This is a genomic window from Petrocella sp. FN5, from assembly GCF_029210395.1.
Lineage (GTDB): Bacteria > Bacillota > Clostridia > Lachnospirales > Vallitaleaceae > Petrocella.
Window position 1 is genome coordinate 36,830 of sequence record NZ_JARGDP010000014.1, and the last position, 16,604, is coordinate 53,433.

Consider the following 16,604-nt stretch of genomic DNA (forward strand, 5'->3'; position numbering starts at 1 on the left):
AGTGCCTCCTAATTTTTCTCGTATGCTTTTACACAATTGCTTATGAGCATGGCTATGGTCATGGGACCGACGCCTTTGGGGACCGGGGTGATGGCACCTGCCACCTCTACACAGTCATCAAAGTCCACATCGCCACATAGCTTGCCGTTCTCATCTCTATTGATGCCCACATCAATGACCACGGCGCCTTCTTTGACAAATTCTTTGGTTACAAATTTGGCTCTGCCGATGGCAACGATGAGTATGTCTGCTTGTTTACAAACCTCAGGTAGGTTCTTGGTTCTTGAGTGGGTTACGGTTACTGTGGCATGTTCTCTAATCATAAGCATGGCGATGGGCTTGCCTACGATGTTACTACGACCGACGATGACACAGTTTTTCCCAGACATCTCTATCTGACTGCGCTTCATGAGTTCAATGATGCCGGCCGGTGTACAAGATACGAACCCGTCATGGCCGATGCTTAGATTCCCAACATTGATGGGATGGAAGCCATCTACATCTTTTTTGGGGTCAATGGTCATGATGACCAAGTCATCGTCTATATGGGCAGGTAATGGCAATTGTACCAGGATGCCATGGACATCTTCTCTTTCGTTCAGTTCTTGAACGAGTGCCAAGATTTCTTCTTGGGTCGTGGCTTCAGGGAGTTCATAGGATAAGGAACGAATCCCAACATATTCACAGGCCCGCTTCTTGTTCCTGACATATACCTGAGATGCTTGGTCTTCACCGACTAAGACAACGGCTAAGGTTGGCTGTCCTTTGGTGGATACCATGTTTTCCACTTTGTCTTTTAACTCGTTTTTGATATCTTCTGCAATCTGTTTTCCATTAATAATCTCTGCTGACATAGTCCCTCCTAAAACAATCCGGAAATGTTGCCGTCATCATCAATATCGATGCTCTGAGCTGATGGTAGCTTAGGTAGTCCGGGCATGGTCATAACATCACCGGTTAAGGCTACAATAAACTCCGCACCGGCGGATACATTCAGGTCTCTTACGGTGATATTAAAGCCTATTGGACGTCCTAATTTACTTGGGTCATCGGACAGTGAATACTGGGTTTTTGCAATACATATCGGTAACTTGTCCAGTTGTAGACCTTCTATTTTCTTCATCATCTTCATGGCTTTGGCAGAATAATTGACTTCATCTGCGCCGTAGATTTTTGTTGCAATGGCATTGATTTTTTCTTTGATGGTATCGTTCACATCATAGAGCGGTCTAAAGTCAGATGGCTTGTTGTTGAGGGTATCAAGGACCACATTGGCCAGTTCTAGGCCACCTTCTCCGCCTTTTTCCCATACATTTGAGATGGCAAAAGCACAACCCATAGCTTCACAGGTTTCTTTGACATAGGCCACTTCTGCTTCTGTATCGGTTACAAAATGGTTTAGGGTCACGATTACCGGAACTTGGTAATGGAATAGGTTCTCTATGTGTTTTTCTAGGTTGACAAAGCCTTTTTTGAGTGCGTCTAGATCTTCTGTTGCCAGTTCTTTGACATTTCTGCCACCATTGTATTTAAGGGCTCTTATGGTCGCTACCAATACAATTGCGTTTGGTTTTAGGCCTGCTTTTTGACATTTGATGTCTAGGAACTTCTCAGCCCCAAGGTCAGCACCGAATCCGGCTTCTGTTACTACAATATCGGCTAGTTTTAGGCCGTATTTGGTGGCTCTGACTGAGTTGCACCCATGGGCGATGTTGGCAAAGGGTCCACCATGTAGGATGGCTGGTGTGTTTTCAAGGGTCTGAACCAGATTAGGGTTGATGGCTTCTTTTAGTAAGGCCGCCATGGCACCTTCTGCTTTTAAGTCATGGGCTGTTATCGGATCGCCTTTTCTTGTATAGGCGACGATAATCTGTCCCAGTCTTTTTTTCAAGTCTTTCAAGTCGTTAGAGAGGCATAATATGGCCATGACTTCTGATGCCACTGAGATCATAAACCCATCTTCTCTTGGTACACCTTGCATGCTGCCGCCAAGGCCTACGATGATGTTTCTAAGGGCACGATCGTTCATGTCCACGACGCGCTTCCATACGATGTGTCTGGTGTCGATGTTGAGGTCATTGCCTTGTTGTAAATGGTTGTCTAACATGGCTGATAATAGGTTATGGGCGATGCTGACGGCATGAATGTCCCCTGTAAAATGAAGGTTGATGTCTTCCATTGGAATGACCTGTGCGTATCCACCACCGGCTGCGCCACCTTTGATGCCCATACAGGGACCAAGGGAAGGTTCACGCAGTGCTATGATGGCTTTCTTGCCAAGGCGGCCCAGTGCTTGTCCTAGGCCGACGGTTGTGGTGGTCTTGCCTTCGCCTGCCGGTGTGGGGTTGATGGCGGTTACCAGAACCAATTTACCGTCTTCCTTGTCCTTAATCTCTTGCCATAAGCTTGCTGATAGCTTGGCTTTGTGTTTGCCGTAATAATCCAAATGGTCTTCATGAATGCCGATGGCTTCTGCTACGTTTTTGATGGGTATGATTTTTGCCTCGTTTGCTATTTGTATGTCTGACTTCATGGTTACCTCCTATAAGATATATGTTATGTCCACGCCTTGCAAGACGACCCTATACTTGTTCCTCTGTACTTAGAGGCGCTTCGGTTATAGGTTCTTCTTCTTGCTGGGTGGTACTGCCTTGTTCGCTTTCATCTTTCATCCTTACATAGGCTTCTTTGGTCATTAAGACGGTTCTTGGTTTGGAGCCTTCTTCATCGCCTACAAACCCGGCTTCATGAAGCTGATCCACAATACGGGCCGCTCGGTTGTAGCCGACTCGGAATCTTCTCTGAATCATAGATGCGGATGCTTTTTGCTTGTCGATGACCAGTTCAAGTGCTTCGTTAAAGTAGGCGTCATAATCTTCCCCATCTGCTGATGTGCTTGTCTGTTCATCGGTTTTTGCCAGTTGATGCATAATTTTCTCGTTGTAGACGACTTTGGCTTGGTCTTTTAGAAATGTTACAACGTTCTCAACTTCTTTTTCTGAAATAAAGGCGCCTTGGACCCGTACAGGCTTTTGTAATCCAACAGGGTAATAGAGCATATCCCCTTTTCCAAGTAGCTTCTCAGCACCGTTGCTATCTATAATGGTTCTGGAGTCAATCCCTGAGGAAACATTAAAGGCGATTCGACTGGGTATGTTGGCTTTGATGAGACCGGTTATAACGTCTACTGAAGGTCGTTGTGTAGCTATTATTAGATGTAGACCGGCGGCTCTGGCCATCTGTGCCAATCGGCAAATGGCGTCTTCCACGTCATTGGGGGCTACCATCATTAAGTCAGCTAGCTCATCTACAATAATGACAATCTGAGGTAGTTTCTTGCCTTCCTTGTTCTCTACGACGGCTTTGTTATAGCCACCTAGGTCTCTTACATTGGCCGCTGCAAAGAGTTTGTAGCGATCGGCCATTTCTTGAACCGCCCAGTTCAAGGCACCTGCTGCTTTTTTGGGATCTGTTACAACCGGAATCAAGAGATGAGGTATGCCGTTATAGGCACTTAGTTCCACCACCTTGGGGTCAATCATTAACATCTTGACTTCATCCGGGTTGGCTCTATAAAGAATGCTGGTTATTAGGGTATTGACACATACGGATTTACCGGAGCCTGTTGCACCGGCTATGAGTAAGTGGGGCATTCTGGCAATGTCTGCTATCATGACCTGTCCACTGATGTCTTTTCCTAAGGCAAAACAGATCTTGGAGGGGAACTTGCGAAACTCAGTGGTGTCAATAACTTCCCTTAAGGTCACCGCTTGGGTAATATCGTTGGGTACTTCTATACCCACAGCGGATTTGCCGGGTATAGGCGCTTCGATTCGAATGCCGCTTGCTGCTAGGTTCAAGGCTATGTCGTCTTGTAGATTCACGATCTTACTGACTTTTACACCTTGATCTGGTTGTAGTTCATATCTTGTTACTGTAGGACCGACGGTAACGTTTAAGATCTTGGTACCCACACCAAAGCTTTCTAAGGTCTGGACGAGTTTCTCCGCTTTTTTATTATTGGCTTCTTCTGAATAATGCTTGCCTTGGTTTAGATTGGCTTTCATTAATTCAATGGGTGGTAGCTTGTAGATCGGACGTGCCGAAACATTCTCTATCTCTGTTTGGATGGCTTCTATGGGGACCGGCTTTTCTTTTACCGGCTGTGTTTGCTTTTCCAACTGTGTTTCATTATTGGCTGCCATCATACGTTCTCTGGCTAATTCCTGTTCTTCTTGTTGGATGATCTGCTCAAATGGATCTTTTTTGCTCCCTTGGTATATTTTTTTCTTAGGGGCGTCTTCACCAATTAGAATCTCATCCCTATCTTGGGCCACTTTGCCGTCACCTATTAGGGTGGCTGTGGACAGTATGTCTTTTTGCTTGGCTTTTTTCTGAAGCTCTTGTTGCTCTTTTTTCTCTTCTCTGTCTTTCTGATAGTTTTCTGAGTAGATCTTAATCTGTTGACCTGTTTTTTCAATGCCTTTTTTGGAGACCTTGAAAACACCAATGCCTAATCCTTTGCCCATCTTAGCTATGAATTGCCATACTTTTGCTAAGGATTGCTCTGTGATCATGATGATGAGTGCCAAACTGACAATGACTAAGATGATCATACTGCCGATTCGACCGACAAGTATCTCCATCAGATCGCCCAGTACACCGCCGACCAAACCACCTGCTATATGTCCGGAGGCGGATGTTCTAAAGTACATGGCCGTAGCGGCAAAAAACGAACTGCCGGTTGATGTGAATTTGTTGATCTGTGCATCTTCAATATAATAGAGATGGTTCAAGGTGGAGACCACCAATATGGCTATAAATATCAAAGCCAGTTTATTGTTGATTCGCCTATTGCCTTTATTGAATATCTTGATGAAGGAAGCTGCAAGAATATATAAAGGCAACAAATAAGCGCCAATACCAAAAGAGCCAAACATAATATAACGCAGACCGCTACCTATGCTACCACCTAGATTAAAGTAAATACTGATGATTAACATAAATGCAAGGGCAACAAAAGAAAGCACAACTATCTCGTATTTGAGATTTGCACTTAGACCTTTGTCTTGTGTTCCACGTTTTGACGTGGTTCTTGGCTTCGTTTTTCTTCTTGTCGTCTTTGTGTTATCCATGGTATCCCCCTAAGGTGACAAACAACAACAGTATACCTACAGTATAACAGTAATAGGCGAAATAATGAATCTTACCTTTTCTTACTATTTCAAGTAATACTTTGATACATATATAGCCTACTAGTGCTGAAGCAATCATACCGGCACTATAGCTGATGATCATCTCATTAATAGGTTCCGTACTTTCGAATCTTAATACTTGTAATATGGTTGCTCCAAGGATGGCTGGTATGGACATGATGAAGCTGAATTTGACAATAAAGTCTTTGCTCATACCGGTAAAGAGTCCTGCTACTATGGTAGAACCTGCTCTAGATATACCCGGAAACGTGGCAAACCCTTGGATTAGTCCGACGAACATGGCTTTTTTGAAGCTTACATTTTCCTCGGTTAATGCACCTGAGCGCATTTTTGTTGTTAAGAGCAATAAGGTGGCTGTTATCAATAGGCCTACCGCCGGAAATATTAAAGATGTAAAGGCGTGAAGTATGAGCTTCTCAAGGACCAAGGCTACAATGACCGTAGGGATGGTTGCTACTATAATAAGCATGACAAACCTTTGGTGCTCATCTTCTATGATTATAGGGGCCGTTTTGTCCTTATTGCCTCTTTTAATCATATGGTAACTTGTATAATCCCATGTGTTCTTCAAAATGCGTAAACCACTTTTTATCAAAATCCATATCTCCGACCAAAATGCTACAAATATGGCCACTAGGGTCCCAAGATGCAAGACCACTTCAAATAAGACGCCGCTTTCTGTCTTTAAGTTAAATAATGCACTTCCAATAGCCAAATGGCCCGAACTGCTGACAGGCAAAAACTCTGTCAAGCCTTGTATGATACCCATGAGTATCGCTTCAAATAATGTCATGTCTCTCTCCTTAATACCTTCAAGTCTAACTTCTTTGTTCTTTTATTCGTTAATCGTGTAAGCCGAATGTCTCATGTAGGGCAAATACTGCCACTTCAAGGTCTTTGGCATGAATCAAGCACGCAATGGTGGATAGTGAGTCCGCTGTCTGAAGAATCTGTACCTTAACTTTGGATAGACTGCTGATGATCTTGGCCATAACGCCAGGTACGCCTGTCATCTTCTCCCCCACTACTGTTATTTTACAGCAATTGTCGATATATGAAAAGCTTACATCGTAAGCTTCTATTAACTTTATGGTTTTGTTTTTATTGATGCTTTCTGTTGTAAATACCCTGCGTTCAGGGAATATGTTGATGATGTCAATGGATACATTTTGGGCTGCAAGATCATTAAAGAATACTTCATCATCAATTGCACCTTCTACCAGGAATTGTATTCTTCCGGTTCTATGGGCTATGGAGGTGATGATTCTCTCGTTGACGGTGATTGGTTTTTCTATGTAATTGAAATGGGTGATGGTTGTACCAACTGCATCGCTGAAGGTGTTTTTGATCATCACGGGTATCCCTGAGCGTCTGGCCACTTCTACGGCCCTTGGATGAATGACTTTTGCACCACCGTCTGCCATCTGAAACAATTCATTATAACTGATATGATTGATTAACTTAGCGGTCTTACATACTATAGGGTCCGCGGTCATAATACCGTCTACGTCGGTGAAGATCTCTATGACATCGGCTTTTAAGGCTTCCCCCATTAGGGCTGCTGATGTATCAGAACCACCTCTGCCTAAGGTCGTTGTGTCTCCTTGTGTATCCATACCTTGAAAGCCTGCCACAACGGGAATATGCCCCTGTGCCAAAATATTACTAATTCTTGTTGTATCTACATAATCCACGTGAGCCTCTAGAAAATGGCTGGAGGTTCTTATTCCGGATTGTCCCCCTGTTAAGGCTTGGGCCTTCATGCCTTTGCTGCCTAGAGCGTTGGATAGTACGACGGTGGTTATAATCTCTCCACAAGCTATTAACATATCCATTTCCCGATCATCCACATGGCGACCGTCGGTTTCTAAGAGGCTGAGCAAGGTGTCGGTGGCGTAAGGTGCACCGAGCCTTCCCATAGCCGATACCACGACCACAACTTGGTCATATTTCTTCCTTGCTTCTTCTATTCTAAGGACCACTCTTTCACGACTCTCATGGGTTGCTAAGGATGTGCCTCCAAACTTTTGTATAACCAGACTCATTCCATTTCCTCCTAGACCAATAGGGTTCATTTGGCCATCTTTCATGACCCTCATTAATATATCATATTGAGCTATAAATAACAATGAAAGGGCCATTAATTTCTCATTGAAATCCACGTGTGACGCTTGTCTTACATAATGCAATCTATTGCACATTTAAGTGGGTTTATGTATACTGTTTAAGAAAGGTAGGTTGATTATATGGCTTTTGATGGCATTGTCATTTCCAATATAGTAAAAGAACTAAATGATACAATCGTAGGGGGGCGCATTGGCAAGGTGACCCAACCTGAGAAGGATGAGATTATTCTCACTGTGAGAAATCATAGAACCAATTACAAACTCTTGCTTTCTTCTATGGCCAGCATGCCCCGTCTACATCTGACGGATACCAACAAGACCAACCCCATTACTGCACTTAATTATTGTATGCTTCTTAGAAAGCATCTTATTGGCGGTCTTATTCTCTCGATTACACAGCCCAACTTTGAGAGAATTGTGGTTATTGAGATTCAGAATCTAGATGAAATGGGTGAAACCTGTTATAGAAAGTTGATTATTGAGGTCATGGGACGGCACAGCAACATTATCCTAACCGATGAGCAAGATATGATTCTAGATAGTATTAAGAGGATTGGGGCTCAGGTGAGTTCCGTTCGTGAGGTCTTCCCCAATAGACCTTATGTTTTCCCGCCGAACCAGGGCAAAGCCAATCCTTTGAGTATTCGGGATTTTGATGCTTTTTTACAGATTATTCGAGGACAAGAGGCGCTACAACAGGCGCTATACAAAAACATCACCGGTTTTAGCCCCCAGATGGCAGAAGAAATCTGTTTCAGGGCAGGCTTAAACGGTTCAACGGTTGTGGATGATTTGAATCTTGAACAGATTCAATCTGTTTATGATGTTTATACCTTGTTGATTCAGGCTATTGAAAAAGGTGATTATGCTCCGACTATGGTCTTAGATGCATCGGGCAAGCAGATTGCTTTTAGCGCTTTTCCGATTCGCTTTTATCAAAATGAGTCTTTGGTGCCTTACGATAGTGTTTCGGCAATGGTGGAGCATTTCTACCTTAATAATGCTATACAATCCAGAATCTCTCAGAAATCTGTTGATCTTAGGAAATTGGTTCAAACCAATCTGGAACGTTGTTATAAGAAGCTTAATCTACAGCTTCAACAGCTTAAGGACACAGAAGACCGAGATAAATACAAGATTGTCGGAGAGCTGATTCATGCCAACCTCTATCAAATCAAGGAAGGTGATACTGAGGTTACTGTCCTTGATTATTATCATGAGAATCAACCAAGAACCATTACGCTGGACCCGCGTTTGACACCCAGTCAAAATGCTAACAAGCAGTACGAGAAGTACAATAAGAAGAAGAGGACCCTGGCGGCCCTTAGCGAGCATATTAAAGCTACCAAAGGGGAAATCGAACATCTAGAGAGTGTAAAATACGCCCTCGCCAATGCACTTAGGGAAGAAGATCTATTAGAGGTTCGGCAAGAACTTATGGAAACCGGCTATTTGAAATTCCGTCGTTCCAAATCAAAAAAGGCTCTACAGAAAGCAGAGCCTATGCATTTTCGTTCTTCTCTTGGTCACGATATTTATGTGGGTAAGAACAATTACCAGAACGACCTTTTGGCTACTAAGTTGTCCAATGGCGGCGACTGGTGGTTTCATGCTAAGGATATTCCCGGTTCTCATGTGATTGTGAAGGCGGATGGTCAGGAGTTACCGGATGTGGTCTATGAAGAGGCCGCCGGTCTGGCTGCTTATTTTTCTAAGGACCGTGAGTCTCCCAAGGTGTCGGTGGATTATACTCTGAAGAAGAATCTGAAGAAGCCAAATGGGTCTGCACCAGGTTATGTGATTTATCATACGAATTTTTCTCTTATGGTGGCGCCGAGTCTTAAGGGTGTGACTTTGGTAAAGGATTAATAGTAATATTATAGGTAGTGGTAGTAATTTTTTGGTAGTGGTAGTAATCGAAGAAGTCATATAAACCTTTTCCTTGCCTTACACTTCGTACGGTCAGCGGGAAAGCTTTATATGACTTCTTCTCGGTAATACATCGTCATTTCGTCTAGAAAAGACAGGACTCAATCATCCTTCCTTTTTTGCATCCATGCAAAAATGAAGGACGTTCTACTTCCATGTAGAACTGTGATTGATCCCTACCTTTTCTTTCCTCATTCGGATTCGTTTCTATTTAAAATTAATGGTTGTTTAATGTGCTGACTATTTCTATATATAAAACATATTGGATTGGGATTCTAGGTAGTCGCTTACGAGTGCTTCTAGGGTTATGGCGGATAGGAGGTCTTGAATCTGTGATTGTAGGGGTTGCCATAGTTTGTTGTCTAGTAATTGATTCAAGTCTTTGTTTTTTGAGTCTGGGTCGCCAGTGTTTTCTTCACCTTCTAGGGCTAAGATGATGTCGTAGGCGGTTATTTCCTTATAGGGTCTTGATATGTTGTAACCGCCGTGTTTGCCTTTTATGCTGGTTACCAGGTTGCTCTTTTTTAGATCTGCAAAAATCTGTTCCAGATATCTTTTTGACATGTCTTCTTTGGTGTAGATGTCTTGTACGGTGGTCTTGGTGCCTGCGTCAAGGGCGATGTAGATCATGATGCGTATGCCGCATCTGGCTTTATTGGATATATGAATCATCTTAGTATATGTCCATGGATAGGTATCGTTCGCCTGTATCCGGTAGCAAGGTTAATATGGTCTTGCCTTCATTTTCAGGACGTTTTGCAATCTCAATGGTGGCCTTGACCACCGCTGCTGAGGATATGCCCACTAGGATACCTTCCTCTTTTGCCAATGCTCTCATAAATGAAAAAGCATCTTCATTGTCTACTTGATATACTTCATCAATGACGCCTTTGTTGAGTACATCAGGTACGAACCCCGCTCCAATTCCTTGTAGCTTATGAGGTCCGGGTTGTCCGCCGGATAATACCGGTGATGCGGATGGTTCTACTGCAATGATTTTTATGTCTTTTAATTTTTCTTTTAGGACTTCCCCAACACCTGTTATGGTGCCACCGGTTCCTACGCCTGAAACAAATATATCAATGTCCCCATCTGTTTGTTCTAGAATCTCAAGGGCTGTTGTTTTTCTATGGGCATCCGGATTGTCTGGGTTGGTGAATTGCTGAGGGATGAAATGATTCGGGTATGTTGCTTTAAGCTCATCTACTTTGCCTATGGCACCTTTCATTCCTTGAGCACCTGGGGTCAGCACCAACTCAGCCCCATAAGCAATCAGTAGTTTCCTACGTTCCATGCTCATGGTGTCTGGCATGGTGAGAATTAATTTGTAGCCTTTGACCGCTGAGATGAAGGCAAGTCCTACCCCTGTATTACCACTGGTCGGTTCTATAATCACATCACCAGGCTTAAGGGCACCACTTGCTTCTGCTTCTTCTATCATGTTTTTGGCGATTCTGTCTTTGACACTACCGCCTGGGTTGAATGATTCTAACTTTAATAAGATGTTTCTGCCTGCTGGTCCTAGTTTGTTCAATCTTACAACTGGAGTGTTGCCTACCAGTTCTATTAGGTTATTATAGATTTTACTCATTTTATCTTCTCCTTTTTTAAGCGTATTATTACTTCGGTTAATTCGTTTATTTGTTTTATTATAACACCACCTCTTGTCTATTACAAGGATAAAAGCAAAAAGAAAAAGCGCAAAACCATTTCGGCTTTACGCTTTTAAGATTATTTATGATTCAATTATTTATTCTTCTTCGAATTGATCTTTGCCAACGCCACAAAGTGGGCAAACCCAATCCTCAGGTACATCTGCAAAAGCTGTTCCTGGTTTTACACCGTTGTCTGGATCTCCTTCAGTTGGATCGTAAACATAACCACATACTAAACATACATAATTTGACATCTAATTACCTCCATTTGTCTATATTTTTTACCTCTTTATTATAACACTTGATAAAATATATTTCCAGTCTAACTAATTGTTAAGGCGTCAAAACTATATTGTTGGACTTTCGCATACAATATATAGTTACGAATGTATCAAGGTAATCTATATATTGTATGTGAATTTAGTGAATCTTAGTTTTGATGCTTTAACCATAAATGCTAATCTTTTAAATTAATTTTCTCTAATAACCAATGCAACATCTTCTTCTGTTCCTTTATGACATGAGCTTCACAAGCCATACCTACTTTGATATTTCTCTTTTCACCTTTATAGCTGACACCTACCACCTCACTTAGCTTTGCTTCCACCAGATAATAGCTGTTGCCATTATTGTCGGATTTGATATCTGTACTGATTTGTTGAATGGTTCCGGTGAATTCACCATACTCCTTAAATGGCAAGGCGCTGAATTTAAATTTCACGACATCACCCACTTCTATACCTGCTACTTCACTATTTGGTAAAGCGATTTCAACACAATAGCCTGCTTGATCATCCTGTATAATCGTAAGCAGTTCTGTTCCAACAGATACATAGTCGCCCTTGGAGGGTACCGCCAATAGATTTACCTTGCCGGATATGGGTGCTGTAATGATCGCTCCTTGAATCTGTATTCTAGTGTTTTTAAGATTAGCTTCAAGGCTATCGAGCTCATCTTCATAGGTTTTGATTTCATCTTGAACCATGACCAAATTGTCAAGACGGTATTTTTCAACTACTGACTCACCACTTGTTTCTTCATTATATAATAATTCTCCAGTTACCCTTGCAATACTTAATTGTTCTTCATATTGGGTGATCGAGTCTTTTGTCTGCTTAATACTTTCTTCAAGGCTTGTCATATGGTTTATCTTGAACTGATCATAAGTCAGCTGCTTAGTTCTTAGACTATGTGCTGTTGTTTCATGTTCGCTTTGTGATATATATCCGGCTTCATACAGTGCTTTTGACTTCTCAAGAGACGTTTCTAAGTGATTTAGTTCTGATTCATATTGCTTAACTGTATTGGCATAATCTTCATATTGCCCTTGATAACTGGCATCTACGATTAGATTCCTACCTTGTTTTATGGATTGCTTTAAGGTTAGCATCCTATTGTATTTTTCTTTTAAGGTATCTAACTGATTTGAGATGAGATCTGTCTGATTGCTTTGTTTTAACTGTAGTTTTGTTGATGCCTTCTGATAGTTGATATATTCTAGATTTTTCTGATAGTTCTCATATTTGATTTGATAATAATCATTGTAGCGACTTGCTTCATTAAAAGATGCTTTTTTATCAATTATTCTTTTTTCATAAGCCTTTAAACTGATTCTTTTCTGCTTAATATCATCTATCTTTTCCTGCAGTTCTTCTTCTTGCAAGAGTAGGGCCTTATGCTCAACGACGTAGAGAATGTCGCCTTTTTCCACCTGCTTGCCTTCTGTTACATTGACTTCTTCTAGTTTCCCCGTATATTCGACTCTTACTGTATTAACATTTTCACTTGGCCTAACGATACCATTGCCTCTTGCTACGATATCTATTTCACTCATATAGGTCCAGATGAGGGCACCTAGTATTATAAGAAGGAATAGATATATAAAAATGGATACAAAAGGTCTTGGTTTTGCCTCATACATTTCTCTACTATAGGTGATTTCTTGGATATCCAATAATTGCTCTTTCATTGCCCACTCCTATGATACATATTCTTCTATTTTAGTTGCTGTACTATCCCCTCGATAGATGTTATCCACGCCTTGTTCTTTCCACATTTCACTATATCTGCCTTCTGTTAGAATCAGCTCTTTGTGTGTACCTGCTTCAATAACTTTTCCTTCTTCCATGACATATATACGATCACAGCGTTTGATGGTACTTAAGCGATGGGCAATAATGATGGTGGAAATATCCTTGGTGTACGCCTCTATTGTTCTTTCTATGGCTTTCTCAGTAATGGAATCTAGATTGCTGGTTGCTTCATCCAGTATTAATATATCCGGCTTCTTTAGAATTGCGCGGGTTATGGAAAGGCGTTGCCTCTGTCCACCAGATAGATTCGCACCGTTTTCTTCAAGCCTCGTGTTATATCTTAGAGGGAGGTTGTTAATAAAGTCGTGAGCTTTTGCCATCTTAGCCGCTGCAACCACTTGTTCCATATCCCCATGTTCAAGGCCCAGTAGTAGGTTGTCGTATATAGAACCACTGAACAAAAAGGTCTCTTGTGGCACATAGGCAATCTTATCCCTTACGACATCTATCTGAATATCTTTGATATTATTATCATTGATCAGTATTTCCCCTTTTTCCCATGTATATAGGTTCAACAATAGTTTTACCAATGTTGTTTTGCCGGAACCACTTTCTCCTACGAGGGCTATCTTCTCCCCTGGTTTGATGGTGATATTAATATCTTCAAGGACTAATTTTCTTGTTCCGTATCTAAAGCTCAGATCCTTGAATTCTATGTTACCTCGTAGATTTTCTAAGTTCATTTTCTTTGCTTCATCTTCTGTTTTTTCCACTTCAAGGTCTAATATTTCTCCAAGTCGCTCAGAGGCGACGATGGCTGTTTGTAGCATAGGCTGAAGGTTGATTAGATTCTTGATTGGCCCTAAAAAGTAGGCAAGGAGCGCATTAAATGCCACAAGTTGTCCCATGGATAGATTCCCATTAATGACTTGCCATGCACCAATCCATAGGATGGCTATGCCACCTGCACCGTCTAAGAAGCCTTGCAAGGCCCCCTGTGTATTCCCTGTCAGCCCAAGCTTGAAAATACTCCCAAGCAGTTTGATGAATTTGCTTTCTGTTTCCTGATTCACTTTTCTCTCAGCATTAAAAGACTTCACCGTCTGAATACCATTAAGTGATTCTACAAGATAAGAAGTCAACTGGGCACTATCTTCCATCTGCTCACGGTTCTGTTTCCTATAGATCTTATTAAACGCGAATACGACAAAAAAATATAACACTGCAATGAAAGCGGTTATTCCAAACATGAAACTGTTTTGAGCATAGAGTATCACACCGCCAACCAGTACCATCAAAGTGTCGACCATTAATGTTAATGTGGTGCCTGATATGGCATCTCGCACCTTTGAAGCATCCTGGAATCTAGATACAATCTCACCGGTTTTACGGGTTCCAAAGAAGTTCATTGGAAGTTTTATGACGTGATTGTAATAGCCTAGCAGTAAATCAATGTCTAACTTCTGGCCAAGGTATATAAGTAAGTAACTTCTAAACACACTCAGAATAATCTTAAATACAATCAGTACTATGGCCCCAATAGATAAGACATGTAGCGTCTTTTCTAGACCATAGGGTAGTACATCATCAATCAAGAACTTAAAATAAAAGGCACCAATGATACCAATGATTGTATATAGTATAGAGGCAAAGAAGATATTTACCAGTAGCTTCTTCTGTGGAATAAGCAAATGAAAGAAACGTTCAAATAAACCTTTTGTTTCATTCCCTTTTTTAAAGGCATTGGTTGGTGTAATTAGTATAAGGACGCCTGTCCACATCTTGAAGAATTCTTCCGGCGACATTTTTATAAGGCCTTTTGCCGGATCTGCGATTATCACTTGCTTCTTGGTTATTTTATGAATAACAACATAATGAAGCAACGTACCATCAACAACCACATGAGCTATGGCCGGCAATAGAAAGTCAGAGAAAAAGGCTTCTTCATTGCCTTTGACACCTTTTGCAGAGAATCCCAACTGTTCCGCTGCTTTTATCAAGCCCAGTGCGTTGGTCCCTTGTTTGTCTGTACCTGCTACTTCACGTATTTTAGTTATGGGTATTTTTAGGCCATGTTGTTTTGATATGGTTGCAATGCAGGCAGCACCGCAATCTGTTATGTCATGTTGTTTGATTACATTGTATTTTTTCATCAGCTCACCGTTCTAATTTTCTAGAGTAACTTGTTATTGAATATTAGAGTCATAGGTTATGTATCTAGATACATAACCTATGACTCTCTAATTAATTGAGTCTTGGGTACTTATTAGAGCTTCTTGAATAATTTTTAACAAAATAAGGGTTTTGATTAGGTGCTAAAGGTTTTGAATTCTTAAGAATATAACCAACACCATCTGCTGCGCTTTTTATCAATTCTGCACCCGCTAATTCATATATCATCCTAGCAACACCACCACCATTGAGATTACCCAATTCTTCATTCGTTAACTCATTAAATCCTCTCTTAGTAATACATAATTCCATTCTACTTTCCTCCTATATTATCATTTGATTTATTTATTATAATCCTAACTTACAAATCTTCTCTCCCATAAAAAGATTAACACTTGTTTTGCTTTGGGAATAGCCACAAATATTATTATAAAATTAGGATTTATAACCACTATTGTTTTCTTGTTACACTCCTTAGTTTTTAGCATACATATAAGTAATAAGCATATAATCAAGCATCCTTTTAACCCAAAAATAATTGTTGATACAATAATTCTATAGTTATTATAGTCCAAGTTATGCTATTTTTAAAACTATGAATAGCCATTGTTACCCAAAATGCAGATGCCTTCTTATCTTCATATACTATAAAAGCATACGCTAGTAATAAGCCAGAAATAAAAGTCATAAACATATAAAAGATACTATATGTATGGGATGCACCAAAAACTACTGCTGAAATAAACATCACTAAAACCATTCGATTCTTAAAGAAATTAATTTTTTTTAGTATTCTAATTATTAAGTATTGAAATATAAACGTTTCAACAATCGGTGCTATTATAGCGACAAATAGAAATAATAAAACTATAGGGATTTCTTCGAACTCAGGCCTACCCATGTCTACCTTCATCAATAATACTAATAAAATATACAAAATATAACTCACTATATAAGAAATCAATGTCATTACAAGTATAAACTTAGCGGTTGGAAGGCTTCTTAGATACATGTCCAATTTATTGATATATTTCATTTGTTTGATCTCCTTTTTATTGACTTCTTACAACCTTGTAGGTCAGGCACCAATCATAAGTACCTTTATATTATTTTATCGAATTATTCCCTGTAATATCAGAAACCTTCTTGGTTCCTATACTTATCGCTAACTTTCTTGATTGTATTACGATAACCAACAGGTGCACCAATAGAAACATTAGAATTAAAAATCTCAATATTTATAGGATTGGTAAGCCATTGAGCATAGTTACTAATACCAATCAATTGAATGTGGTTCTCATCAACTTTAATTGCTTTTTTATTCCATTTCAATGTACCTATTTCTATTATTGATTAGGGTGTCAAAAGTACATTAGGCACCCAATTTTGCGAATATTTTTTTACGTTTGAAAAGGACTAAAACTTCCGTGGAAATTCTGTCTTAAAAGTGCCTGAAGCCATTGATTTCAATGG

14 protein-coding genes are annotated in these 16,604 nt (G+C 40.6%); 1 reads left to right on the plus strand and 13 read right to left on the minus strand.

All coding sequences use genetic code 11. The features are described from left to right. Window positions 1–8 precede the first annotated feature (8 nt). Genes folD through dapG form a run of 5 tightly spaced genes read right to left on the minus strand, consistent with a single transcriptional unit; the run spans window position 9 to window position 7,261 of the window. Entirely contained in the window at window positions 9–854 is an 846-nt protein-coding gene (gene folD / locus P0N36_RS05825) for a bifunctional methylenetetrahydrofolate dehydrogenase/methenyltetrahydrofolate cyclohydrolase FolD (RefSeq protein ID WP_275841902.1), read from the minus strand. An 8-nt stretch (window positions 855–862) separates the two neighbouring features. Then, a complete protein-coding gene (locus P0N36_RS05830) occupies window positions 863–2,533 on the minus strand; it encodes a formate--tetrahydrofolate ligase (RefSeq protein ID WP_275841903.1) in 1,671 nt (556 codons plus the stop codon). A 49-nt stretch (window positions 2,534–2,582) separates the two neighbouring features. Then, window positions 2,583–5,135 (minus strand): FtsK/SpoIIIE family DNA translocase, encoded by a 2,553-nt coding sequence (locus P0N36_RS05835; protein ID WP_275841904.1) that lies wholly within the window; start codon window positions 5,133–5,135, stop codon window positions 2,583–2,585. Further along, window positions 5,128–6,009, minus strand: coding sequence for an undecaprenyl-diphosphate phosphatase (locus P0N36_RS05840; RefSeq protein ID WP_275841905.1), 882 nt, complete (start codon window positions 6,007–6,009; stop codon window positions 5,128–5,130). Before P0N36_RS05840 ends, P0N36_RS05835 begins: the two co-directional genes overlap by 8 nt. Before the next feature lie 49 nt (window positions 6,010–6,058). Continuing rightward, window positions 6,059–7,261, minus strand: a complete 1,203-nt coding sequence (dapG, locus tag P0N36_RS05845; RefSeq protein WP_275841906.1) for an aspartate kinase — start codon at window positions 7,259–7,261, stop codon at window positions 6,059–6,061. A gap of 201 nt (window positions 7,262–7,462) precedes the next feature. Between dapG and P0N36_RS05850 the strand changes: the two genes are divergently transcribed. Further along, window positions 7,463–9,211, plus strand: a complete 1,749-nt coding sequence (locus tag P0N36_RS05850; RefSeq protein ID WP_275841907.1) for an Rqc2 family fibronectin-binding protein — start codon at window positions 7,463–7,465, stop codon at window positions 9,209–9,211. A 306-nt stretch (window positions 9,212–9,517) separates the two neighbouring features. On the opposite strand, the gene P0N36_RS05855 is transcribed toward P0N36_RS05850, so the two are convergent. From P0N36_RS05855 to P0N36_RS05890, 8 genes are all read right to left on the minus strand, one after another. Further along, window positions 9,518–9,943, minus strand: coding sequence for an RrF2 family transcriptional regulator (locus P0N36_RS05855; RefSeq protein WP_275841908.1), 426 nt, complete (start codon window positions 9,941–9,943; stop codon window positions 9,518–9,520). A gap of 1 nt (window position 9,944) precedes the next feature. Beyond that, window positions 9,945–10,862 carry a cysteine synthase A gene (cysK, locus tag P0N36_RS05860; RefSeq protein ID WP_275841909.1) on the minus strand — a complete coding sequence of 306 codons (918 nt, stop codon included), beginning with the start codon at window positions 10,860–10,862 and terminating at the stop codon, window positions 9,945–9,947. Window positions 10,863–11,021: 159 nt separating this feature from the next. Further along, the gene (gene rd / locus P0N36_RS05865; protein ID WP_275841910.1) at window positions 11,022–11,180 is read right to left on the minus strand and encodes a rubredoxin; all 159 of its coding nucleotides are present in this window, start codon (window positions 11,178–11,180) and stop codon (window positions 11,022–11,024) included. A gap of 203 nt (window positions 11,181–11,383) precedes the next feature. Next, window positions 11,384–12,895: an HlyD family secretion protein gene (locus tag P0N36_RS05870; protein ID WP_275841911.1), complete on the minus strand. Its 1,512-nt coding sequence runs from the start codon at window positions 12,893–12,895 to the stop codon at window positions 11,384–11,386. Between the two features lie 9 nt (window positions 12,896–12,904). After that, window positions 12,905–15,112 (minus strand): peptidase domain-containing ABC transporter, encoded by a 2,208-nt coding sequence (locus tag P0N36_RS05875; protein ID WP_275841912.1) that lies wholly within the window; start codon window positions 15,110–15,112, stop codon window positions 12,905–12,907. A gap of 91 nt (window positions 15,113–15,203) precedes the next feature. Continuing rightward, window positions 15,204–15,443 (minus strand): hypothetical protein, encoded by a 240-nt coding sequence (locus P0N36_RS05880; RefSeq protein ID WP_275841913.1) that lies wholly within the window; start codon window positions 15,441–15,443, stop codon window positions 15,204–15,206. 211 nt (window positions 15,444–15,654) lie between these two features. After that, window positions 15,655–16,167, minus strand: coding sequence for a CPBP family intramembrane glutamic endopeptidase (locus P0N36_RS05885; RefSeq protein WP_275841914.1), 513 nt, complete (start codon window positions 16,165–16,167; stop codon window positions 15,655–15,657). A gap of 98 nt (window positions 16,168–16,265) precedes the next feature. Next, window positions 16,266–16,463 (minus strand): hypothetical protein, encoded by a 198-nt coding sequence (locus tag P0N36_RS05890; RefSeq protein ID WP_275841915.1) that lies wholly within the window; start codon window positions 16,461–16,463, stop codon window positions 16,266–16,268. Between the last annotated feature and the right edge of the window lie 141 nt (window positions 16,464–16,604).

Excerpts from the sequence above, each read along its gene's own strand:
- folD (WP_275841902.1), bottom strand. The coding sequence starts at position 854 with ATGTCAGCAGAGATTATTAATGGAAAACAGATTGCAGAAGATATCAAA.
- P0N36_RS05830 (WP_275841903.1), bottom strand. The coding sequence starts at position 2,533 with ATGAAGTCAGACATACAAATAGCAAACGAGGCAAAAATCATACCCATC.
- P0N36_RS05835 (WP_275841904.1), bottom strand. The coding sequence starts at position 5,135 with ATGGATAACACAAAGACGACAAGAAGAAAAACGAAGCCAAGAACCACG.
- P0N36_RS05840 (WP_275841905.1), bottom strand. The coding sequence starts at position 6,009 with ATGACATTATTTGAAGCGATACTCATGGGTATCATACAAGGCTTGACA.
- dapG (WP_275841906.1), bottom strand. The coding sequence starts at position 7,261 with ATGAGTCTGGTTATACAAAAGTTTGGAGGCACATCCTTAGCAACCCAT.
- P0N36_RS05850 (WP_275841907.1), top strand. The coding sequence starts at position 7,463 with ATGGCTTTTGATGGCATTGTCATTTCCAATATAGTAAAAGAACTAAAT.
- P0N36_RS05855 (WP_275841908.1), bottom strand. The coding sequence starts at position 9,943 with ATGATTCATATATCCAATAAAGCCAGATGCGGCATACGCATCATGATC.
- cysK (WP_275841909.1), bottom strand. The coding sequence starts at position 10,862 with ATGAGTAAAATCTATAATAACCTAATAGAACTGGTAGGCAACACTCCA.
- rd (WP_275841910.1), bottom strand. The coding sequence starts at position 11,180 with ATGTCAAATTATGTATGTTTAGTATGTGGTTATGTTTACGATCCAACT.
- P0N36_RS05870 (WP_275841911.1), bottom strand. The coding sequence starts at position 12,895 with ATGAAAGAGCAATTATTGGATATCCAAGAAATCACCTATAGTAGAGAA.
- P0N36_RS05875 (WP_275841912.1), bottom strand. The coding sequence starts at position 15,112 with ATGAAAAAATACAATGTAATCAAACAACATGACATAACAGATTGCGGT.
- P0N36_RS05880 (WP_275841913.1), bottom strand. The coding sequence starts at position 15,443 with ATGGAATTATGTATTACTAAGAGAGGATTTAATGAGTTAACGAATGAA.
- P0N36_RS05885 (WP_275841914.1), bottom strand. The coding sequence starts at position 16,167 with ATGAAATATATCAATAAATTGGACATGTATCTAAGAAGCCTTCCAACC.